Genomic DNA, 22,230 nt, shown 5'->3' on the forward strand with positions numbered 1-22,230 from the left:
GACGGTCTCAGCCGATCGGCTCGGCCGTACAACTCATTTCCCCTGAGCCCGGCTTCTGGAAAAGCACCGCGTTGCCGTCTTGCCAGAAGCTGTAGTTTCCTTGGGAATCCTTGCCGGTGTATTGGGCTCCCGAAGCATTCTGCACCTGACTCAGGGTGATCGAGCTGTTCGCCCATTTCAGGTACACGACACCAGGCTGCGTGTTAAAGAAAGTGGCCGCAAGCAGCGCATTAAACCCTGTACACCGAAACGCCAGCGGGCCTTCGGTGAGTCTGTCTGGATCCTTGGTTCTTGCAATGACCGAGCCTTGACGCAGTTGGTGCGCGCGTTCGGCATACTGTCGGACCGTACACGCCTTGGGCGCAGGGTCGGAGGCACACTGATTGCGGGCGTCGATCCAGAACTGCTGGTCGATCATGATTTTGTCCGGACGCGGTACTGAATGATTGTCGGTGATCGCCAGGCGATAAAGACGCGTCAGTTCGATGTCCATTTGCAGCAGTTGTGGGTCGCGACAAATCAGCTTTTCGACAAACGCCCTTGCCGTAGCGCAGTCGAAACTGGTGTGGAAGATGGGCGAAGCATTTGCACAGGTGCTCGTCGCCGCGCACACGCTGGCAACGAACAGACAGGTGAGCGTTTTCATGTTGGGCTGATTCATTACCTGATACCCGGATTGCTGTGAGATCTATTGATCCGTTGAACAGTTATTTGCTCGCATTGGGTGTATCGCAGTATAAGGCTGTATTACAGATTGGACTGGCGAGCTCGCCAGGTTGATGGACTGCAATCGAAGTGCCGGCTGAACCAGCGGGAGAAGGCACTAAGTTCGGAAAACCCCAGAACCCCGGCTATCTCACTCAAACGTTGATTGGAATGTGCCAGGTGACGCATTGCCAGCTCTGCACGCACCTGATCCAGCAGCGAGGAAAATGTTTCCCCCTCCTGCGCAAGCTTGCGATGCAGTGTTCGCCTGTCCCATCCCAAATTGGCCGCCACTTGTTCCACCGAGCAATGGCCCGTGGGCAGCACTATCCAGATCATCTGGCGCACCTTTTCAAGTAAAGCTGTTTTGGATTCTTCGCGGATACTGTGCAGATACTGATGAACATAACGGGCCATGTCCGGATCGGCACTGGGCAGTGCCTTGTCCAGATCGGTACTGCGGCAAACGATGCCATCCATCAGACTATTGAACTGCACGGAGGTGGCGAATATGCGGCGGTGTCGACTGTCGTCCATCGGCGCTGCGTGACGAAAACAAACTATTGAAGGGTGCCAGTGGTTCCCCAGCAAGGTTTTCAGCAGGCGGTGGGTCACCCCCACTGACAGTTCCATCGCCTGACGCACCGGCAGGTTTCCCACTGTGACCTGTTCCATGCGCAAAACCACCACGCCGCCACTCTCCTCGATATTCAACACCAGCCCCTGATTGTGGAGGAACAGGAAGTCGCGGAACGCTTCCATGGCCGAACGGATCGTCTGTTCGTCACGCCACAGCAGCGCCAGAGGCCCCAGATTGGAGAGCTTGCGGGTTTCGGCCATGCGCAAGCCAAAATCGTCCACACCCGCTTCACGCGCCGAATTTTCGAGCAGACGTGCTACAGCTTCGTTGGGAATCTTCAAATCCGGTTGAAGCAGGCATCGGTGGTCGAGGCCGACGAGGCGCAATTGCTCCAGGTGATCAACGTGTAGCGATCGGGCTATTTCAGCGTAGTTGGTCAAGCTGGCACTGCGAACAAGGCCACTCATGAATGATGATTTCTCAAGTCGGGACAGCGATTTATCAGCTTAGCAGGTGGATGTCCCGCAAAGTCAAGGTGAACGCCGGCAGCTGCGCGACACTGCGTCACGTCCCATCGTGCCTGCATCGTCAGATGGGGATTGCTCGTTGCCCTCAAGGCTTGTGTACAAAAACAAGAGAATGGCTATGAATAAAACACCTCGTATCGCTCGATCAACGGATACGCCTGCCAAACGTCGCCGCGCGCCAAAAGCTCTTCAAGAGCAGCAGAAACAGGAGTTAGCGATTAAGACAGCACAGGTTGCTACACCATTGCTCAGGGTGCGCCCGGTCGATCTGCTTAGCGCCTCCGGTTCCCTGTTCAAGGCCGTGGGCAAGACGCCAGTCAAGGCCGCGCGGCATGTTGGCAGTTTCTTCAAGGAACTGGGCAATATTGTCGCCGGCAGCTCCAGCGTGGCACCGAATCCCAAAGACAAGCGTTTTTGCGATCCGGCCTGGCAATCCAATGCCTTGTTGCGCGGCCTGTTGCAGAGCTACCTGGCTGGCAATGATGAGCTGAGCCGTTTTATCGAGGAGGCCCATCTCGATGCCAGAGACAAGGGCCGCGCCCGGTTCATTGCCGCACAGTTGTTTGATGCACTGGCGCCGAGCAACCTGCTACTGACCAATCCGGCAGCGTTGCGCAAGTTGCTCGATACGGGTGGCATGAGCCTTGTCAAAGGGATCGGGCAGTTCTCCCGTGACCTGCGCCACAACGGCGGGATGCCGACGCAGGTGGACAGCGCGCCATTCAAGGTGGGAGAAAATGTCGCCACGGCGAAGGGCGAGGTGGTGTTGCGCACCGAGATGTTCGAACTGCTGCAATTCGCCCCAACCACGAAGAATGTACATGCCCGCCCGTTAGTCATGTCACCGCCGCAGATCAACAAGTACTACGCCATTGACTTGTCGCCAGACAAGAGTCTGATCAAATGGATACAGGACAGCGGTATACAACTATTTGTCGTCAGTTGGCGCAATCCGACCAGCATGCACCGCGACTGGGGCTTGTCCGAATACGCACTGTGCCTTGACCAGGCGGTTGATGTCGCGCGGCAAATCACCGGTAGCGCGGATGTCAACATGTGGGGTTCCTGTTCAGGTGGCCTGACGCTCGCGGCCTATCTCGGCTGGCTGGCGGCGCGCGGTGAAGGCGCCAAGGTGGCGAACACCAGTTGGGCGGTGTGCGTGCTCGATATGCCCGCGCTCTTCGGTGAGACCGCCATCGGCCTGTTTGCCACCCCGGCGGTACTGCGCGCGGCGAAGACCAGCTCGCACTGCAAGGGAACACTCAGCGGCCAGGACATTGCGCGCATGTTCGCCTGGATGCGACCCAACGACCTGATCTGGAATTATTGGGTCAACAATTATCTGCTGGGCAACAAGCCGCCGGCATTCGACATTCTGGCATGGAACAACGACTCCACGCGTCTGCCGGCAAAGCTGCATGCCGACTACCTCGATCTGGCCCAGCACAATCCCTATAGCAACCCGGGGGTATTGCAGATTGCCGGCGAGTCGATCGACATGAGCAAGATCAAGGTCGGTGCCTATGTGATCGGCGGCACCACCGACCACATCACACCGTGGCAGGGCTGCTACGGCACCGCCCGACTGTTCGGCGAGGACAGCACCTTCGTTCTCTCCAATGCCGGCCATCTACAGAGCTTGATCAATCCGCCGGGCAACCCAAAGTCGTATTTCTACGCCGCCGCTGCCACCGCCTCAGATCCGGAAAGCTGGCTGCAAGATGCAGGCGAGAGCCACACCGGCAGTTGGTGGCCGCATTGGCGGCAGTGGATTGAACAACGGTCGGGCGCTAGCCGGCCAGCACCACGCAAACTTGGCTCACGCAAATATCCGCCGTTATATGCAGCCCCGGGCCATTACGTCCTGGAGCGTTGAGATTGGCTGTATTGCGGTGTAAGTCAGTGCTCAAAACTACCCACACCCGTTCGAGGGGTGCACAAGTACAAAAGGAATTAGAAGTTGCACCCTAAGAACATTGTTCCAGGGCTAGTCGCCAAACGCTGAACTAGACTCAAAGATCCAAAGCACACTGATAGCAGTGGAGGCTTTATGAAGAAATCCATCCCCCCCTGCCTGGCTACGCTTGTCTCGGTGTTCTGCCTTTGCGCTTCAGCCGAGACCGTAACGCCGCTCAAAGGGCAGTCCCCCGAAATGATTCAACAGGACATTAGCTCATGCCAGGCTCAGGCCGGGAACGCAGCAAGCACCAGCACAACGCCTCAATCAGGTGGACGTGCCCGTGGTGCCGCTACTGGCGCAGTAGCAGGTGCGGCGGTTGCCGGAGCGCGCGGTCGTCAGTATGACGAGGTTTATGACAAGGTAGACGACGACGTTAAACAGGAATATCGACAGAACAAGGCCAAGGATGCTGCTGTGGCAGGTGCGGTTGTAGGCGGATCCCGGCAACGTCAGGATCGTCGACAGGATCGCCGGGCAGAACCGGCTGCAACTGCTTCCGCCTACAGCAGTTGCATGCAGCAACGGGGCTACCAGATAACCCCTTGAACCTGAACAACAAAGGGTCATTGCATCAAGATCTGTATCGTCTTTGACGGGCGCGACGGTGCAGGGAAGGGCGGAACGATCAAGGCGCTCAAGCCTGCCTGACCACAGAGGGGGTGCAATGCGCATTCCATTGTTCTACGCGGTGTCGGTTGTATTGTTTTTGAGCGGATCTTCCTGCCTGGCGCAGCCATTGGACGCGAGCGCGACCACCAGCGCTTCCAGTACAGCACCTGTCACCTCGGTGGCCAAAGATGCCGTGTTTACCCAGGAGCAGCTGGATCAAATGCTGGCTCCCATTGCGCTTTACCCGGACCCACTGCTCGCACAGGTGCTGATGGCCACCACGTACCCCGGGGAAATCGCCGAGGCGGTCACCTGGTCTAAAGCACACCCGGACGCCAAGGGCGATGATGCGGTCAAACAAGTGGCGAACCAGCCCTGGGATCCGAGCGTGCAGGCGCTGGTTGCTTTCCCCCAAGTCATGGCAACGCTGGGACAGGATCCCGTCTGGGTACAACGCCTGGGTGATGCCTTTCTGGCGCAGCCCGACGATGTCATGGGGGGCGTGCAACGCTTGCGTCATCAGGCTCAGGCAGCAGGCAACCTGCAGAGCAACCAATATCAGAACGTGACGGTGCAGGCGGCACCGGCATCGGCAGCTCCGGCTCCGGCTCCGGCCAGCAGCACCTCCACGATCATCATTCAGCCCTCCGATCCGCAGGTGGTTTACGTACCCACTTATAACCCGACCACAACCTACGGCACCTGGCCCTATCCGGCGTCGCCGCCCGTGTACTATCCACCGCCGCCGGCCTATTACCCCGGTTCGGCATTGTTGGCCGGGCTGGCCTTTGGTACCGGTGTGGCTATCATCGGCTCGTTATGGGGTGATTGTGACTGGGACAACAACGACATCGACATCGACGTCGACCGCTACAACAACATCAATCGCAACAATCAGATCACTCGGAATCAGAACAACTGGCAGCACAACGCTGTTCATCGCGACGGCGTTCCCTATCGAGACAGTAAGAGCCGCGAACAGTACGGCCGACAACTGGACGGTGCCCGTCAGCGTGAAGCCTATCGAGGGGACAATGCCCAGCGAGCCCAGGCTCGTGAAAAAGCCCGTGGTTCAATGGACAAGCACGGTATCGAGCGACCCGCCACCAGCAACCGTGAAGCCCGTGATTCTGCGCGCAAAGCCCAGTCTGCAACATCGCCCGGCAATCGGATGCAAGCAGGTACAGACAGACCGAAGGCGTCTGACAGGAGCCAGGGCACTGCCAGAAGTACTCGGGAGAATCAGCAACCCAGGAAACAGACCGCTCAGGTAAATCAGCGCGGGCAGGGCGATTTGCAAGGGCGCCAGACCGCGCAAAAACGGCCGGCTGCCAGTACGGGCAGTGCGGGCAGTGCGCGCAACAATGCATTCGCCGGCGTGCGCTCACCGTCCCAGGCCAACGCACAAGCCAGTCGTGGCCAGGCCAGCCAGGCATCCGCCCGGCGCCCTAGCGCCTCGCGTCCCGCCGGCCATCAGGTCAGCCGGCCGTCCAGTCCACCCGCGCGTCAAAGAGGGGGCCGTCGTTGAAAAACAATGCTCGAGTGAAGGCTCTCATGGGCTTGCGCTTTCATGTCATGGCGATCGTTGCCGGCTTGACGTGGTCGTGCATGGTTACGGCACAGCAGGCATTTCCAACCCCGGAAATGGCCGCCCAGGCGTTCGTCGAAGCACTGGGGACGAAATACGCCGATCAGGCACGCCTGACCGATTTGCTGGGTAATGAATGGCGCAGTTTCATCCCGCGCGAAGGCGTGCAGCGCAGTGATGTGGATGCGTTTTTGAAGCAATATCGCGAGCAACACGCCATTGAAAAAACCAGCGATAGCAAGGCGGTCCTGTCGGTTGGCAGTGAACACTGGACACTGCCTATCCCCATGATAAAAGCCGCGAACGGTTGGCGCTTCGACATCGACGCCGGCAGCGCCGAAGTCCGTGCACGTCGAATTGGCCGCAACGAACTCGCCGCGGTGCAATCAGTGCTGACTTATCATGACGTCCAGATGGAGTATGCATCAGAGGACCGTGACGGGGACGGCGCACTCGCCTACGCGCAAAAAATCTTCAGCACCGCCGGCAAGCACGACGGACTTTATTGGGAGGACGACGATAGCGGTCAGATCAGCCCGCTGGGTCCTTTGTTCGGCAAAACCATTGCCGGCGAAGACTGGCAGGGTTATCACTTCCGCATCCTTGATGGCCAAGGTCCTTCGGCACCGGGCGGCGCCTATAGCTACCTCATCGGTGACGAGATGAGCCGTGGCTTTGCACTGATCGCCTGGCCGGCGAAATACGCTGACACCGGGGTGATGAGTTTCATGATCAGTCATGAAGGGCAGGTGTTCGAAAAAGACTTGGGACCCGGTGGTGACAAGTTGGCGGAATCGATGAAGCGCTTTGATCCAGATGACAGTTGGAAGGTGGTAACTGTGAGTCAAGAGTAGATCAGCCTGGGACTGCAAATCCCTTGGGAGCGGGCAGCCCCGCTCCCGGGGATGTGAGCCTAACCCAAAGCGGTGAAATCGCTGGCGTGCAGCTCCTGGACACCCACCAGCTGGATTTCGAACTCCGGCATGGCGTCGGCATCGACACTGCCGTAAAGAATGCCATCGGCAAAGCGCAGTTGGCCGGTGGCGTCGGCAGGGTCGAAGGCGTTGCTGCCGACGAAGGTGAAGGCGTCGACAGCGGTGGTCAGCGGGTTGGCGTCCAGGCCGGTGAAATCCAGAAGATCGCCCTCGGTGCTCTTGAATCCGTTGATCACATCGCGCAAAGCCCCGATGCCCATGTCCGACAATGCAGCAAACGCGTAGGTGTCCGCGCCGGTGCCACCGGTGAGGTTGTCGGTGCCTGCACCGCCGATCAGCCGGTCATCGCCCGAACCGCCCACCAATGTATCGTTGCCCGATCCCGCGTTCAGAACGTTTGCGGCGCTGTTGCCCGACAGACTGTCGGCGTAGGCGCTTCCCGTCAGGTTTTCAACGAATTTCAAGGTGTCGAGCCCGGAACTCACGGTGTTTTGTTGCGCTGACGTCGAGAGGTTGACGGTAACGCCGGACAGGGCCCGTTCAAAAGACACCGTGTCATTGCCATCGCGCCCATCCAGCACATTGTTGCCGGCGCCGGCGAACAGTGTGTTGTCCAGCGCGTTGCCCGTGCCATTGGCGGCGCCAGTGCTATCGACATACAGATGCTCGACGTTGTTGGCGAGGGTATAGGCCGCCAGGCTGCTGTGCACACTGTCGCCCCCTCCCGGCGCCGCATTGCTGTTGATCTCGATCACGGTGTCGTTGGCGTTATCGACATAGTAGGTGTCGTTGCCATCGCCGCCACTCATGCTGTCGTCCCCGGCGGCACCATCGAGCACGTTATTGGCGGCATTGCCGGTGATGAAGTTGTGCCGCTCATTGCCGGTGCCGTTGATGGCCGACACACCGGTGAGCACCAGGTTCTCGAGGTTAGCGCCCAGGGTCCAGCTGACTGAGGCCTGCACCGTATCGATCTGCGAGGTCGAGGTGTTGGTTTCCACCACGCGGTCGGACGCGTTATCGACCACATAGACGTCGTTGCCATCGCCACCGGTCATGGTGTCGGCACCCAGTTTGCCATCCAGTGTGTCGTTGCCCGAACTACCCACCAGGGTATCCGCCTGGTCGGTACCGGAAATCATGTTCTGAGCGTTGTCGAAAATGTCCTGCACGCTGTTGTTGTCGTTGGAGTTGCCCTGGAAGCCAAGGTCATTGGCAATGTAGTCGGCCAGGCGCTGGCCGACGATCTCGGCCGACTCTTCGTGCAGATGCCAGACGTCGTCGGGATACGCCAGCGGGTCGATTTCGTGGCGCAAGGGCAGGTCGGTGTAGTCCACCGCCAGCTTGACGTCGGCGCGCTCGGCGGCGATGGCTTCCTGGGCGGCGCGGACATAGCCAACCCCCTCGACGATGGAGGCAATTTTCTCCTCCGAATAACCACGGGCACGCGCCGCGTCCTGTTCGTAGTGACCGGTTTCCATCAAGTACACGTTGAAATTGCCGAACTGGGCATGCAGGTAATCGAACACCTTCAAGGTTGCGGCCTTATAGGCCGCTGCTGCCGCTACTTTGTCCGTGGCGCGGGCGATCTCCTGGGCGGCTTCCTCGCCCTGGCCCCAAATGATGCCCATGGTGACGTTATCGATCGATTGCAGTTCGGTGAGTTGGTCGCGCAGCAGCGTCACGGCGCGCAACAGCGCAGCCCCGGGTTGGTTGGTGTCGGTCAGCCACCAGCACAACTTGAGTTCCTCGGCGCTGAGCGTCGACAGGCCGGTGACCGTGCTGCCGCCCACCGCGATGTCGATGCCGTTGCCATTGGCATCGGTGAACTGGCTGCGCACGTCATAGGCGGTGTAGCGGTCCAGGTCGTTGACCAGCATCGACGTGCCGGACTGATTGTCGTCCTCCGTCATGCGCAGCAGGCGCGCATTGGATTGGCCGAGGGTGGGCAGGTAGAGAATGTCCTGCTGGACGCTCTCGCCGAAGACGAAGTCGCTGGCGGTCAGGGTGTTGAGGTAGTTGCCGCTGAGGGCGATTTCAAAACGGTTGCCATCAGCATCCGCTTCGGCGGACTTGATGTAGGTCTTGTCGCCGGCCGCGTTGAGGGTGACGTACAACGTGCCATTGCGGCCATCGCCGAGGCCTTCAAAGCCCGGGCCCGAAACATCGATCTTGTCGACGCCTATGGTGAAGTCATAAATCGTGTCGGTGACCGTGACACCACCGGTGTCGTAGTCGCGGTAGCTGTCGAGCACGTTGGTGTAGCGGAAGGTGTCGGCACCGTCGCCGCCGTACAGCGAATCGCGTCCGGCACCGCCGTCAACGATATCCGCGCCGGTGCCGGCCTTGATTGTGTCGTTGCCACCGAGGCCGAGGATCAGGTCCGCACCCGCCGTGCCGTTGAGGGTTTCGGCATTGTTGGTGCCGGTGATGGTGTTGGCGGGCGCATCGGCCACTATCAGGGTGAAGCTATCGCTGACCGATGCACCGGCCGGGTCGGTGGCCTTGACCAACACGTTGTAATTGCCGGACGCGGTGCCGGTCGGCGTGCCGGTGAAGGTCAGGTTGGTGGCGTTGAAGCCCAGCCACGCGGGGAGGGCGCTGCCATCGGCCAGGGTCGCGGTGTAGCTGAGGCTGTCGTTATCCGGATCGGTGAAGCTCGTGGCCGGCACCGAGTAGCTGAACGAGGTGTTTTCGGTCGCGTTCTGATCCAGCAACGCCGTTGCCACCACCGGCGCATGGTTGACCGTCGGCGAAGTGGCGAAGACGAAGTTGGCGCTGGTCAGCTTGCCGAGGTAGTTGCCGTCCAAAGCCACTTCGAAGCGGTTGCCATTGGCGTCGGCGGTCAGGGATTTGATGTAAGTCTTGGTCCCGGCACTGTTGAGCACCACGTACACGGTGTTGTTCTTGCCATCCCCCAGGCCAGTGAAACCCATGGCCGAGAGGTCGATTTTGTCGGCGGTGGTATCGAAGTCGGTGATCAGGTCGCCAAGGTTGGCACCGCCGGTGTTGTAGTTGCGGTAACTGTCCAGGCGATTGGAGAACACGAACGTGTCCGCCCCGGCACCGCCGGTGAGGGTGTCCATGCCTGCGCCGCCGTCGAGTTTGTCGTCACCCGCGCCGCCATTGAGGCTGTCGTTGCCCGCCAGGCCGAGCAGGGTGTCGGCCGAATCGCTACCCAGCAGCGAGTCGTTGCCGCTGGTGCCGGTGACCACCCGATTGAAGATGAAATTGCTGGCGGTGAGGGTGCTGGCGAGGTTGCCCGAGAGAATCAACTCGAAGCGATTGCCGCTGGCGTCGGCATCGTAGTCCTTGATGTAGGTGCGGTCGCTGCTGGCGCTGTAGCTGACCTGCAGGGTGCCGCCACGGCCATCGCCCAGCCCAGTGAAACCGAGGCCGGCGAGGTCGATCTTGTCCTGGCTGACGTCGAAGTCGGTGATGGTGTCATCGAAGCTTGTGGTTGCGTTGCGGTAACTGTCGGACTGCGCGACGAAACGGAACGTGTCGGCGCCCGTACCGCCGGTGAGTTTGTCGATACCTGCACCACCCACCAGAATGTCGCCACCGGCACCGCCATTGATGGTGTCGTTGCCAGCAACGCCGTAGAAAATCTCGCTGGCGGCACTGCCCAGCAGGGTGTCGTTGCCAGCCGTGCCTTGCACGGTGGTCATCGGCACCGTGGCGCTGACGTAGCTACCGTCGCCATAGATCAGCGTGGCACCGTTGCTGGTGTGGCTGATGGTGTTGCCGATGATGGCGTTGCGATCAGTGCCGTCTTCATTGCGCTCCGCAACGCCGTAGGTCGACAGGTTGCTGCCGGTGATGATGTTGCCCTGGATCGTGTTATCGCTGCCGTTGAAGTACTTGCCGGACACGCCCAGGGTGTCGTTGTAAGACTGGATGATGATCTCCGGTACGGGGCTGCCCAGGGAGTTGTTGTTGAGCGTGTTGTCGATGATCTCGACGTGGTTACTGCCGTAGATGCGTATCCCGGCGCTAGTGTTGTCGTGAATGTCGACGCCGCTGACCGTCACCTCGCTGGACATTTTGATCAGCACCCCTTCGGCGCCGTTGCCGTACACCTCGCCACCGGTGATGGTGATGTTGCTGGGGGAGGGGATGTCCTCGCTGCCGCGCTGGATCACGATGCCATTGCCGCCGTTGTCGTAGGCGACGTTATTGGTGAGCGTGAAATCGTGGGTGCTGGTGACGATGTTGAAACCGTGGCGGTCGTTGTCGTAGGCGATGTTGTTTTCGAAGGTGCTGTTGCTGAGGAAGTCAGCCACGAAGCCGTCCAGGCCGTTGCCGTGGGAAATGCTGTTCTTGATGACCATGTTGACGGTCTGCTCGTGGGGGTCGAAACCGTACCCGGAGCAATCCTTGATCTCGACACTGTCGAGGGTGACGTTGGAGTCGTAGCCCGCTTCGCCGGGAATGTAGCCATTGAACCAACCGTCGATCTTGCCCGTGGTGCTGTCACGGTTGCCATCGATGGTGAGGTTGCTGACGCCGAAGTCGTGGGTTTCCTCGCCATAGGCGGAGCGGATGACCCCCGTGATCTTGGTGTCGGAGCCGTCAGCCACCTTGACGGTGGTTGCTCCCATGCCGTCGCCGTACAGGTAGACGTTGCTCTTGAGCATCAGGCAACCGTCGGAGGGCTCCTCACCTCCAGAAACGATGTAAGTTCCGGACGGCATATACACCTGCCCACCGCCTGCAGCGGCCGCCGCATCAATTGCACTTTGTATCGCCGCTGTGTCGTCAGTGATGCCATCTCCTTTGGCGCCAAAATTTTGTACATTGAAAATCATGAGCTTATCTCCGTATCAGGCGAAAACCTCGAAAGATGCCAATATTCCATCGACAGCTACCGTGTTATGACCCAGCGGAGGGCAAAAGTTGTGACCGCGTATCGGGGGAGCGTCAAAAAACCGGACTAACTGATTAACGGTTGCGAGGTTTTTTGAGACATTTCGGAAAAGTAACGTTCTGTTGACGCTTGCTTAGGTAGCGAGTGATGCCCTGTGGGAGCGGGCTCGCGAAGGCGATTTTTCAGGTTCGTTTAGGCTCGTCGCAAAAAAAAAACCGCCTTCAGGAAGGCGGCTTCTTCATTCAATCAAATCAAACCTGGAACTCGGTTCCTGCGGGTCGACCTTGATATTCAATCCCGAGGCTCGTAGGGGCAATCGCCATTCTGGTCTTTCTGATCCAGAACGCGCGAAATCGATCTGGCTCCCTTCGTCACTCATACCATACTACTTGAACGTATTAATGAGGCCTTCGATCTGATGCATGAAGGCACTATCAAATACTGATCCGCACCCTGGAGCTCAGGCTCCAGATCCAGTTCGAATACTCCCTGATACTGGAGGTTTATCGTGAGCAACTTGAAGCTTCATCCTTCACTGGATAACGGCATAGCGCCAAGCGCTGCAAATTTCTCTGGCGGTACCCTGCAATGCCTGTGCCCGACCGATAAGGTTGAAATCAGGATTGACGCTCAGACTCTGCACAATCATGCCTGTGGCTGCAGCAAGTGCTGGAAGCCCGCAGGTGCGAAATTCGCGGTCGTAGCGGTTGTTCCTCGCGATAAAGTCAGCGTCATCGCGAACGCTGAGAAGCTGGCCATTGTTGACGAGCGCGCCACTATTCAACGACATGCTTGCAAAGAGTGCCATGCGCATATGTTCGGCCGCATCGAAAATAAAGACCATGCGTTCTATGGCCTGGACTTCGTGCATACCGAGCTTTCTCCGCAAAAAGGGTGGGCTGCACCGGGCTTTGCAGCCTTCGTTTCGTCGCTCATCGAAACCGGCACTCCGCCGGAGGACATGAAGGAGATTCGCGAAAAACTGCGCGCGCTCGGTTTGGAACCGTATGACTGCTTGTCGCCAGATCTGATGGACGCATTGGCTACGCAAGTGGCGAAGTTGAATGGTGTTCTCGCATCCCGTTAAACCCATGTGCCGAATGTATTATTCGGCACGATCCACCTTGGCTGAACCATCAGTGCAACGCCCTTCACCTGGATCCGTTTCAGGTGAGTTTGATTGGCAGCCTGCTCTGGGACGGGGGAGGGGCGATAAAGGCTCTGTCTGCCAGCAGGCGGCATACGGAGCTGCTAGTGTTAATCCGCATGCCGTCAAAGTCTCTGCAGTCGGGTGGGTGTGAGCCGCAGTTTTGTTCGTGACCAAGCGCTACACCTGCCGCTGTGGTTCGTCGGCAGTGGTGTAATCCAAGATCTTCCTAATTCATCGAATGGCGCTTAATCCAGGAGAAAAATCATGGCGAAGGTACTGGTTCTCTATTACTCAATGTACGGTCACCTCGAAACGATGGCTGACGCAGTGGCCGAAGGCGCACGATCCGTACCCGGCACCGACGTGACGCTCAAGCGTGTCGCTGAAACCATCCCGGCCGAACAGGCAGCAGCCATCGGCGTCAAACTTGACCAGAAGGCACCGGTGGCGACACCTGACGAGCTGGGCAATTACGATGCAATCATTTTTGGTACGCCGACGCGCTTTGGCAATATGGCGGGACAGATGCGCACGTTTCTCGACCAGACCGGCGGACTGTGGATGAGCGGCGCGCTGGTCGGGAAAATCGGCAGTGTCTTTGCGTCGACCGGCACCCAGCACGGTGGCCAGGAAACCACCATCACGTCGTTCCACAGCACGCTCCTGCATCAGGGGATGGTCATCGTGGGTGTGCCTTACACCTGCGCAGGGCTGACCAACATGAGCGAGATCACCGGCGGTACGCCCTATGGCGCAACCACGTTGGCAGGCGCCGACGGTAAACGGCAACCGTCACAAAATGAACTGGATATTGCACGTTTCCAGGGTAAACACGTCGCTGAGCTTGCAATAAAGATCGCGGGTTAACGCAAGCATGTAAATGGGCCCATGTTGCAGGACAGGTGTCGAGCTTCGCTGGCCCTGGGTTTTGAGCCCCGTCAGCCAGAAACCGGTTAGAGTGTTCATCAATGTCTGTTCATCAGGTCCCTCCACTCGATTCGCGTTGTCGCGCCAAGCGGTTCCAAAGAACGAACAGGGCAAAAAAACCGTATATCAATCGTTATGTGAAGAATGAATCGTCCGCTGTTTGTTTCTCTAGATGGGCCCAAGGGTTCCGGCAAAACCACACTGTTGGAGGCCGTTACGAAAGTACTGAGGGCAGACAACAAAAAGGTGATCCGACTTTGCGAGAGTAAAAGCGATCCCTATAGGGGTGAAACAATGGCCCTCGTTAACAAACTCGTCAGAAATCCCTCCCGGGATTTGGAGTTGGAGGTTTGTGAGCGCTTTGCTGATAGCCGTACCTGGATATCCCAGCATGTGCTGGCTAAAGAGCCACCAGGCAGCATCATCTTGATCGATCGCTGGTACCCGTCTGATGCCGCGTTTCGCCGGATCGTCCCGTTTGCAGAGATTCTACAGTTGAACATTGATCGAAACGTGCGAGTGCCAGACCTGCATGTTGGGGTTGTCACCGCCCCTGAAATTTCATGGGCGAGGGCAGCGGCACGACGGCGTGGGCTGAGCAGTACTGTGATCCATAAGCTGGAAGAACATGTCGCTTGTACCAAGGCGTTCGAGCTCGCGATTGCAGATCACGGCTGGGTTTTATGCCGTAACGAAGGAACGATCGAAGACGCAACGATGCAGGTAATTTCTGAGATCTATAGAGTCCTTCGATGCCCCGTAGGCGAAGTTCGCTGCGCCAGCCTTGATGAGGTTGAGATAGCCGTAGATACAGATCGTTAGCAGGATTGAAGATTCCCAGCTACTCAATAGGTCGACACGATCAGTGCCGTAGCGCTGAGCCTTGCTATATTCCTTTGATCTCTAAATGCCATGTAGGCCTTTACAAGGATGTGTTTATGCGCGTACTCCTGACTCTCGCCTTAATTGCCGTGCTCTCTGGTTGCGCGGATTCACACCGCTGGTCACCACAACAAAATGGCTCAGCACGTATTGCGGCAAACGAGCGGATCTTTGTCACGACGCCTGCTGACGGCGAATACGGTGATAACGTCTACAGCGGCTCTGGTCGTAACACTACCAAGATCATTTACAACGCCACGAGCGCCAAGTCCCGTCTGGTGCGCATTGGCGGTTTGGCTGAAAATTTTGAGGATGCCGTCACCCAAGCTCAAGGCGCAGACCAAGACATCTTGATCTTCCCAACCATCCTGCACTGGGAAGATCGAGCGACAGAATGGTCGATGATCCCGGACAAAGTAGAAATCAAAGTCGAAGTCATACGGGTTCAAACTGGCGATGTCATTAGCTCTGGGATTATCAAGGGCAGTAGTGGGCTGGCTACTTTCGGAGGGGATCACCCCCAAGACCTGTTACCGGAACCGGTTAATGAGTTTGTTTCGTCGCTGTTTTAAACTGGCTGGGGCAGATACCAGTAAGGCCGCGGGTGAGTTGTTCTGTGTTCAGGCGTGACTGCGACTGGTCGGGATGTCTCATCCTGGCTTATCCATCACCGCATGGCAGGCGTTGAGAATTCACCATTGATTTGATGCAGAGCCTGCTTCTCTTAAGCCTGGGTACGGCTAAAAACACGAAGGACATGGCTCGTTGAGAGAGTGGACGCAAGAAGCGTTTGTCGAATCAATGCCTAACGACTTAGGTAGAAGTTCCGCCCTGACACATCATTTAACATAATATACATTACGCGTAACGAGATGTTTCAGGATTAGCCCGGTTGCACGCAGATTTGGAAGCCCTCAATCCATCCAAGCCCTTCATCCTTGCGTCAGCTTTCCAATCAGCTCTGAATGCTCGGGAAACTGCTCTCTGAGCTTCTGCCGATGTGGCCCCCCCTTAAAGATGGCGCCTTAAGTGGCGCCACCCATTTTTGTTTCGAAAGCCTTGTAGGCCGTGCCTCTGCGAACATTCTTCACTCTCGGAGAACGCCATTTCAGTGCTTTTTAATCTGGCGGAATAGGCCCTAACACATGGTATGACTACTTTTTTGTTAGTTCGGGACGCCGTATGCCGCGTAGAAATGCTTCCACGCGTCCTGGCAAGCGCCCATTTCGAGCATGTTGCCCCAGTGCAATAAAGAGCCCGAATGCACGACCTCTTTTATAACTGGCTGAAACCTTTAAAAATGGCCCCGTCTGTAGCCCAATGAAAACGATGGTTTGCGATGTTCTGAAACCTAAAAAGCGCTCGCAATATGTGCTTGGCCGCGTAGGTTCGATCGTTCGCATCAGAATGCTCCAGTCTCATCGACCGGTACGCGAAGATCCAGAAAGATCGAATATCAGGGCAGTAACCCGGAAGCTACGCCTAGGTAGTCTAAACTTCGCCTGCGCCATGAAAGCTAAGCTTGGTTGAGGGCGTGCAACACCGGCGTGCGTTGCGTGAATAAACATTGGAGCGAGCGACCGATATGTCAGCTCAGAGAGATTCAAGCACGGAGAATAGCGCTATATAGACGAAAGGAGCGTATCTAAAGGTGTATTCCAGACTGAAGCTTCGAAGAAGCTTCATTATAAAATCACTAACAGTTCTTGATTTCAAGAGTTTTTCTTATGGGCTGACATTCTTATGGGCTGACAACTGGTTGTTCAAGATACCCCCCCTCATTTAAAAAGCTTTTAAAAATGATCGAAACCTTTAAAACTGGTCAGACCCACTAATTATGGCGGTTGCTGCCGTGCAGTCCGTATTATTAGGATGGTGCAGCTATAACACTTTTAGAAATGGCTGAATCTTTTAAAAATGGCCCCTTAGGTTATGGTTGTAGTAAAGCCCAAACCCTCAATCTAAAGCGCTATTGGCGCCTCTCAATAGCTGGGTAGTTTGAGCACGGAACCCGCACAGTTTGAGGCTTGTGGCCGTGCAGTCGGCGTTTCTCAGCCAGGGCTCAGTCAAAACTGTCAATATATAAATAATTAGTCTTTAGTTGTCTGGTCATCAGTCAAGCTTTGAAAGAGAAAACTTGCAAAGACATGTTTTCCATGTATAACCTACATGCCATCGATCAAATGGTTAGGGCTATGCGATGAGCGATTCATCCAGGCAGACGGACACGCTCGCCTCGAACAAACGGAAGGATACGCCCCCTACTTCCGATAACTCCCAGAATCGGAAATTTGCAATGCAGTATCCCGTGAAGGATAACAAGATGCCGGGGCCGTATCCGCTGTTCAACACCTATAAGGAATTCGTCAATCACACTAGCGACGAACCCGACCCGTGCCTACCGCTGGTGATGAACTATCTGGCGAACTTTGATGCGCATCTGAAACCCGTGGACGGTTTCGAAGCCGTCCGTGGTTTTCTGCGTTCATATTCCAACGTCGAGGCGACATTCGTTTCATATCGCACCCATGCCGAGCGCCTGCTGCTTTGGACATTGTTGATCAGAAAGAAGCCCCTGATGGAGTTGCGTCGCGCAGACGCCGAAGCCTTCTTGGAGTTCTGCATGGCTCCACCCATAGGTTGGCTTGGCCCCGTGACACGCAGCAGGTTTCTGATCGTGGCATCCGACAAAGATTCAGAGCTGTGCCCAAATCCACGCTGGCACCCATTCTCGCTGAAGACAGCAAATCACATAAGCAATGCAGAAGATCTTGACGGCCCAGTTGCTGGCGTTCCGTACCAGCCATCACGAGGGAGCATTTCCCAAGTTTTCTCGGTTTGCAGCAGCTTGTACGAATACGCCCTCGATGAGGGCCTGACGTCGACGAATCCCTTCAGGGCGATCAAACAGAAATCGCGCTTCAAAGCGTCGCGCTCAATGGAGCAAACCGGACGTGCCCTCACACCTCTTCAATGGGACTTCGTACTGAGCACCGCAGAAAAAATGGCAGCAATGGCTCCTGAACAACATGAACGCACTCTGTTCATAGCCGCGACGTTGTTTTCGATGTACCTACGCGTTTCAGATGTCTGTGGTCGGGTGAATTGGCAGCCAACAATGGGATCCTTCAAGACAGATCATGAAGGCAACTGGTGGTTCCACCTCATTGGTAAGGGTGACAAAGCCGCCAAGGTAGCTGTAAGACCACAATACATTGATCGTTACCTAAAGCGCTACCGACGCTTCATTGGGCTGTCTGAACTGCCATTACCTAATGAACAGACCCCTCTGATTGCGACCTTAAATGGTCGTCCAGGGTTATCCACTCGAATGGTTCATTCGATCATCCAGAAGCTATTTGACCGCGCTGTTGATGAAATGGTGAGCGAAGATCGCCAACCTGGCGAGATCGAGGCTCTGCGGGTGGCCTCCACACACTGGCTAAGGCATACGGCTGCGACACTCGATGCCCCTTGGCGAGACCCCAAGGACTTGCAGATGGATCTACGTCACAACAATTTGTCCACAACTCAGGACATCTACTACAGCAGTTATGAAGATAAGCGCGCGTACTCGCTTAAAAAACTAGGTTTGAAAAATCGCGACTAATTTTCAGAGACACGATGGCGAGCTCTCTGTATCGAACGACTCTTGCTCTGGAGTATTTTGGAGGCAAAAAAACCTATAAGTGCCTACCAACGTTTCTTTGCGTGGCGTGGTTAGGAACTAACTAACAAGCCTGCCCTACTCTTTACGGGGTTATTTCTAGTAAGCCTTTTTAGCTCTACTAAATAGTCATTTAGTTGAGCTAGCTATACTATTTTGCCCGTGGGCTAAATCTCTGCATCAGCCACACGACTTCATTTTGAACGCTATCTTGCCTTGGCATTGCACCTCCTCAGCAACAGCTGGGATACGTGGTTTAGGCAACACTCCTCTTATTAGGCTTACGTGCAGTAAATCGTTAGATGACTTGTTGTGCAATATTGCAAGCTTCCAGAAGCTCCTGACCCCCTCATACCAAAATACTGAAAGCTCATCCTGTGGGCGTGGCTCTCCAAGCTCGGCTGTCGTGAATCATGCCGCCCGCAAGGCGTCCGTCTTGACACTGCGGATTTCCATCCTCACGCCTGTGCGGTTTCTGCGTGGTGGTCATAGTTTGGGGTTCTCAACGAAGTCGGCGCTCGATACGAGCCCCCTGCTCGAGGCTTCAGGCTCTGAAATTTCTTGCGAAATTAACGCTACGCACAGCGTTGAATCCGCTTAGCAGTAGCCTCCGCGAATTCATCGATACCCATGGGGTCACTGGAAAATGACCTTTCGTTCTGCCATGAGATCATTACCCTCATGAGCGCCCTGCTCCTTTCAATTACGGCACCCACATCGGCAGTTTCGAGTTGCCAGGCTTATCGATAATGATCGCCAGGCTTTGCTTGGCGCGCGTAGCTGCAACATAAAAGGCGGCCGCTGGCGTGGACTCGAGATACGTCTGCTTCTGGATGAAAGCTTTGATCGGCGCGGTTGGCATGATCAGCACACGTTCGAACGTGGCGCCTTTCGATACCTTGAAATTCATGAAGTGCAAAGCGAACTCCTTGCCAGAAGCTATAGTGCTGCGAAGGCACTGAGGTCGGTATTGCTCAACGTATTGATGAACGTGCTTGGAGTGCACTAAGTACACGCCATCATGCTCAGACACCGCGTGGTTCTCTGACGTGGTTCCGGGGAAGCCCCATGACGTATCAAAAATGGTGTCAGAGAACATCGCGATTTCAGTTCGGCAGCGGTAAGTCGTGGTCGCATAGTCAATGCTAAGCAGCCCTGCTTTTTCGCGCACAAGAAACCACTCAAGCGCACCTGCGTACCCATACTGTTTGTTTTTCTGTCCCCTCGGGTTTGTCGAGAGCACCGCCTGGCGCACGTCACCAACCATGCGGACGTCGATCCTCGACTCAAGTAATTCATGGACGATTTCCCAATCGTAGCCACAGAGATCTTGTACCTCGTCGATCAGTATTTCGTCGTAGAGACATCCAAGTCTGCGTATCAACGCTGGGGTGGCCGCCATAAGCTCCCGCGCGAGGCGGCCGAGCTCGCATGCGTAGATCTGGTTGCTACCATCCATGAATCTCTGCTTGCCGTTCGCGTACATGCTGGGGCGACCTTCGAAGTTGAAGCCCCCTACCCGCTCACCCGGGAATTTGAATGGTAGGAACGGCTTTGCAAAGTGGCGAAGCAAGAATGTGTACCAGCCAAGCACTTCGATGCTGTGGCGATCGCCGGCTTGGGAGCCGAGGCGATGGATCAGTTCCTGCTGATTGGTCTGAGTGTACGTGACAACGAGCACACGCCGTTCGGTAGGTAGCGCTTTGCAGTGATCGACCAGTCCTTGAGTTTTCCTACCACCAGCGACAGCCAAGGTCAGTAGATTAGGCATTGTGGATGAACTCCGCCGCAGCCTTCATGTAGGCAGGTGGGCTGAGCACCTCATCCGACTCAGCCAGTCGAATTGCCCCTTCTGTTTTCTCGCGCGCCATCCAGGTCAATAGGGTTGCTGCCGCAGTGATGCCAAGCATCTTGCGCAACTGAGGCTCGCCGTTCGCTGTAATAAGCTGGGGTTCGAGCGTGGTGCCGTCAGCGACGGTGCCGATGAACAGCTCTCTGCGCCTCACGTCCAGCCACTTTAGAACCGGAGTACGTAGGTCGATTGGGTCAACGCCATCGTTGTCGCGCATCACAGCTACAGGCTTGTTGATCGCGGCGCAAAGCTCAAGGCATCGCGCTAGGGCCAGCCCACGCATACTGATGACATCTATCCCGTGGGCCATCGGGCGTACGCCGAAACAATCCTTATAGACGCGTTCGAAGATGATTTCGTCGGACGGCCCTTCGACCAAGACAACCTTTTTCGCCAGCACTAGGCGGAGGGTGTCGTAGCCAGGCAGTCTTTGGAAATAGCTCACTGTCTCTGGATGAAGTTCTGTGATTTTGGACGCGCTGTTGCGGTGAAGAAGTAGCAATGCGTCGAGGCCGAGCCGGTTCAACACGTATGTGCTGTGAGTCGAAATGAAGAGCTGCTGCTCTTCCGTCGCCAGATTTTCGATGCGATTGAGTAGAGTGGTAAGGCTCGTGTGAGATAGATGATTTTCGGGCTCCTCAATCATCACGATGTTCGCCTTCGAGGAATGGCGCTTCATCGCGAGTGAGATCTTGATTGCAGCCTGTTGGCCCTGGCCAGCCATCGCAAATGGCAGGCCGTCGACATGTGGAGTGACCACGCTTTCCCAAGATGTGCGGGATGTCTGATCCATCGCCAACGCCATGGGCTCTTCCTGGAGCGCTGCGCTTAGACCCGAAAGTCGCTTGTTCACAGGCGCTAACGCGCCATCTGTCATGGACGCTTTGATATTGCGGTAGTCCAGCGAAATCTCTGCTTTCTCGGATGACTCCAAGTGGTCGCTAAGGATCTGGCGGAGATGGTAATCAACGCCGGCGGCGGATTTGACCGTGCGAGAATCGATGGTGGCCACGGAGAGCGCCCGCGGCCGACGTGTGAGTTCGCTATCAGCGAACGATCGCCATTCGTAGGTGTAGTACTCAACTGGGAGTAGCGGTGAAGGATTTTTGAGCCATTCATCCAGCTCGTCCTTGTACTCCTCGTTGGGGAAAATGGAGAGAAAGACACCAGGACAAGCGTTCGTTGGAACGTCGGCATTCACTGCGCCCAGCAGCCCCTGTAGTTCATCCGTGTCTTGCAAATAGAGCTCGATGAGAATCTGCGGGAGCGCCGGCTTCATTCCAGTTCTTCTTAGGGTCAGAAACTCGGTGACCACCTCGGTGTTAAACCAGTGAGGGTTCAGCTCCTCCAGGATCCCCTTGCCACCGATCCGCCCGTTGAGCGCCAATGAGATGGCCTCCATTAAGGTGGACTTCCCGGCGTCGTTGTCTCCGACCAGGATGTTCATACCCGGGTTGGGCTTCAGCAGGAAATCTTTGTAGATGCGGTACCCACGGATGCGGATTTTGGTGATCACGTTCGACTTCCTTGGCGAGTTGGTACTATATGGCGCTTTGATGGGCGGGTTGCCTGATGCTATAAGCGAAGCGGTACGTTGTCGACTCCGTCATTTTCTGCTGTACACCCCTTCTTTCGCTGCTCCGCCAGACATGGCAGCCCATCAAGGAAAAGGCGAATGACCAGTATCGAGAAGGATTTGGCAGACATCAGAAGGTTGACCAGGATCTCTCTCCCGGAAAGTGGTAACTACTTGTTCCGCCTGGGAGTCGCAGTCTGTGGCTTCACTTCTGTCACAGCTTCAAATTCAAGCTAATGCTGAGCGATCAACCGCCTCGGAGATGTTGCGACGCCTGGATGTCTTGAGCGACTCGATAATGGAGCCCCTTTGAGTGAATGCCATATCGACTTGCAGCAGCTTGCTGAACTACCGCAAGAGTCTCACCAGATAGGCTGTTGGCTCATCCGCGACACCGATATC

14 protein-coding genes are annotated in these 22,230 nt (G+C 56.4%); 9 read left to right on the forward strand and 5 right to left on the reverse strand.

What is annotated here, in order from left to right:
• Window positions 1-7: 7 nt before the first annotated feature.
• Both PMI36_RS14475 and PMI36_RS14470 read right to left on the reverse strand, forming a co-directional pair.
• Window positions 8-661: an MliC family protein gene (locus tag PMI36_RS14475; RefSeq protein ID WP_008072212.1), complete on the reverse strand. Its 654-nt coding sequence runs from the start codon at window positions 659-661 to the stop codon at window positions 8-10.
• An 86-nt stretch (window positions 662-747) separates the two neighbouring features.
• Window positions 748-1,752, reverse strand: a complete 1,005-nt coding sequence (locus PMI36_RS14470) for an AraC family transcriptional regulator (RefSeq protein WP_008072213.1) — start codon at window positions 1,750-1,752, stop codon at window positions 748-750.
• A gap of 154 nt (window positions 1,753-1,906) precedes the next feature.
• On the opposite strand from PMI36_RS14470, the gene PMI36_RS14465 reads away from it, so the two are divergent.
• The 4 genes from PMI36_RS14465 to PMI36_RS14450 all read left to right on the forward strand — a co-directional run bounded on the left by PMI36_RS14465 (window position 1,907) and on the right by PMI36_RS14450 (window position 6,823).
• A complete protein-coding gene (locus tag PMI36_RS14465; protein WP_238543574.1) occupies window positions 1,907-3,688 on the forward strand; it encodes an alpha/beta fold hydrolase in 1,782 nt (593 codons plus the stop codon).
• 174 nt (window positions 3,689-3,862) lie between these two features.
• Complete coding sequence (locus tag PMI36_RS32010; protein ID WP_008072219.1) at window positions 3,863-4,318, forward strand: hypothetical protein; 456 nt, start codon at window positions 3,863-3,865, stop codon at window positions 4,316-4,318.
• Window positions 4,319-4,436: 118 nt separating this feature from the next.
• The gene (locus PMI36_RS14455; protein WP_008072221.1) at window positions 4,437-5,909 is read left to right on the forward strand and encodes a DUF3300 domain-containing protein; all 1,473 of its coding nucleotides are present in this window, start codon (window positions 4,437-4,439) and stop codon (window positions 5,907-5,909) included.
• Between the two features lie 26 nt (window positions 5,910-5,935).
• A complete protein-coding gene (locus PMI36_RS14450; protein WP_008072224.1) occupies window positions 5,936-6,823 on the forward strand; it encodes a DUF2950 domain-containing protein in 888 nt (295 codons plus the stop codon).
• A gap of 59 nt (window positions 6,824-6,882) precedes the next feature.
• On the opposite strand, the gene PMI36_RS14445 is transcribed toward PMI36_RS14450, so the two are convergent.
• Window positions 6,883-11,715, reverse strand: coding sequence for a M10 family metallopeptidase C-terminal domain-containing protein (locus PMI36_RS14445; RefSeq protein ID WP_008072226.1), 4,833 nt, complete (start codon window positions 11,713-11,715; stop codon window positions 6,883-6,885).
• Window positions 11,716-12,282: 567 nt separating this feature from the next.
• Here PMI36_RS14445 and gfa point away from each other — a divergent pair.
• The 5 genes from gfa to PMI36_RS14420 all read left to right on the forward strand — a co-directional run bounded on the left by gfa (window position 12,283) and on the right by PMI36_RS14420 (window position 18,343).
• Window positions 12,283-12,861 (forward strand): S-(hydroxymethyl)glutathione synthase, encoded by a 579-nt coding sequence (gfa, locus tag PMI36_RS14440; protein ID WP_008072228.1) that lies wholly within the window; start codon window positions 12,283-12,285, stop codon window positions 12,859-12,861.
• 327 nt (window positions 12,862-13,188) lie between these two features.
• Window positions 13,189-13,791: an NAD(P)H:quinone oxidoreductase gene (gene wrbA, locus PMI36_RS14435; protein ID WP_008072230.1), complete on the forward strand. Its 603-nt coding sequence runs from the start codon at window positions 13,189-13,191 to the stop codon at window positions 13,789-13,791.
• Window positions 13,792-13,995: 204 nt separating this feature from the next.
• Window positions 13,996-14,673: a dTMP kinase gene (locus tag PMI36_RS14430; protein ID WP_008072232.1), complete on the forward strand. Its 678-nt coding sequence runs from the start codon at window positions 13,996-13,998 to the stop codon at window positions 14,671-14,673.
• A 116-nt stretch (window positions 14,674-14,789) separates the two neighbouring features.
• A complete protein-coding gene (locus tag PMI36_RS14425) occupies window positions 14,790-15,305 on the forward strand; it encodes a DUF4823 domain-containing protein (protein ID WP_008072233.1) in 516 nt (171 codons plus the stop codon).
• Window positions 15,306-17,029: 1,724 nt separating this feature from the next.
• Window positions 17,030-18,343, forward strand: coding sequence for a tyrosine-type recombinase/integrase (locus PMI36_RS14420; protein WP_008072235.1), 1,314 nt, complete (start codon window positions 17,030-17,032; stop codon window positions 18,341-18,343).
• A gap of 760 nt (window positions 18,344-19,103) precedes the next feature.
• Here PMI36_RS14420 and PMI36_RS14415 read toward each other — a convergent pair.
• Window positions 19,104-20,171, reverse strand: coding sequence for a UvrD-helicase domain-containing protein (locus PMI36_RS14415; RefSeq protein ID WP_008072237.1), 1,068 nt, complete (start codon window positions 20,169-20,171; stop codon window positions 19,104-19,106).
• The gene (locus PMI36_RS14410; protein WP_008072238.1) at window positions 20,164-21,768 is read right to left on the reverse strand and encodes an ATP-dependent nuclease; all 1,605 of its coding nucleotides are present in this window, start codon (window positions 21,766-21,768) and stop codon (window positions 20,164-20,166) included. The genes PMI36_RS14415 and PMI36_RS14410 overlap by 8 nt, the downstream gene beginning before the upstream one ends.
• Window positions 21,769-22,230: the final 462 nt, after the last annotated feature.

This window comes from Pseudomonas sp. GM79, assembly GCF_000282495.1.
Lineage (GTDB): Bacteria > Pseudomonadota > Gammaproteobacteria > Pseudomonadales > Pseudomonadaceae > Aquipseudomonas.

What these genes read in the sequence shown, in the direction of transcription:
- PMI36_RS14430 (WP_008072232.1), top strand. Translation starts at nt 13,996, where the DNA reads ATGAATCGTCCGCTGTTTGTTTCTCTAGATGGGCCCAAGGGTTCCGGC.
- PMI36_RS32010 (WP_008072219.1), top strand. Translation starts at nt 3,863, where the DNA reads ATGAAGAAATCCATCCCCCCCTGCCTGGCTACGCTTGTCTCGGTGTTC.
- PMI36_RS14455 (WP_008072221.1), top strand. Translation starts at nt 4,437, where the DNA reads ATGCGCATTCCATTGTTCTACGCGGTGTCGGTTGTATTGTTTTTGAGC.
- wrbA (WP_008072230.1), top strand. Translation starts at nt 13,189, where the DNA reads ATGGCGAAGGTACTGGTTCTCTATTACTCAATGTACGGTCACCTCGAA.
- PMI36_RS14475 (WP_008072212.1), bottom strand. Translation starts at nt 661, where the DNA reads ATGAATCAGCCCAACATGAAAACGCTCACCTGTCTGTTCGTTGCCAGC.
- PMI36_RS14415 (WP_008072237.1), bottom strand. Translation starts at nt 20,171, where the DNA reads ATGCCTAATCTACTGACCTTGGCTGTCGCTGGTGGTAGGAAAACTCAA.
- PMI36_RS14470 (WP_008072213.1), bottom strand. Translation starts at nt 1,752, where the DNA reads ATGAGTGGCCTTGTTCGCAGTGCCAGCTTGACCAACTACGCTGAAATA.
- PMI36_RS14450 (WP_008072224.1), top strand. Translation starts at nt 5,936, where the DNA reads ATGGGCTTGCGCTTTCATGTCATGGCGATCGTTGCCGGCTTGACGTGG.
- PMI36_RS14445 (WP_008072226.1), bottom strand. Translation starts at nt 11,715, where the DNA reads ATGATTTTCAATGTACAAAATTTTGGCGCCAAAGGAGATGGCATCACT.
- PMI36_RS14425 (WP_008072233.1), top strand. Translation starts at nt 14,790, where the DNA reads ATGCGCGTACTCCTGACTCTCGCCTTAATTGCCGTGCTCTCTGGTTGC.
- PMI36_RS14420 (WP_008072235.1), top strand. Translation starts at nt 17,030, where the DNA reads ATGCAGTATCCCGTGAAGGATAACAAGATGCCGGGGCCGTATCCGCTG.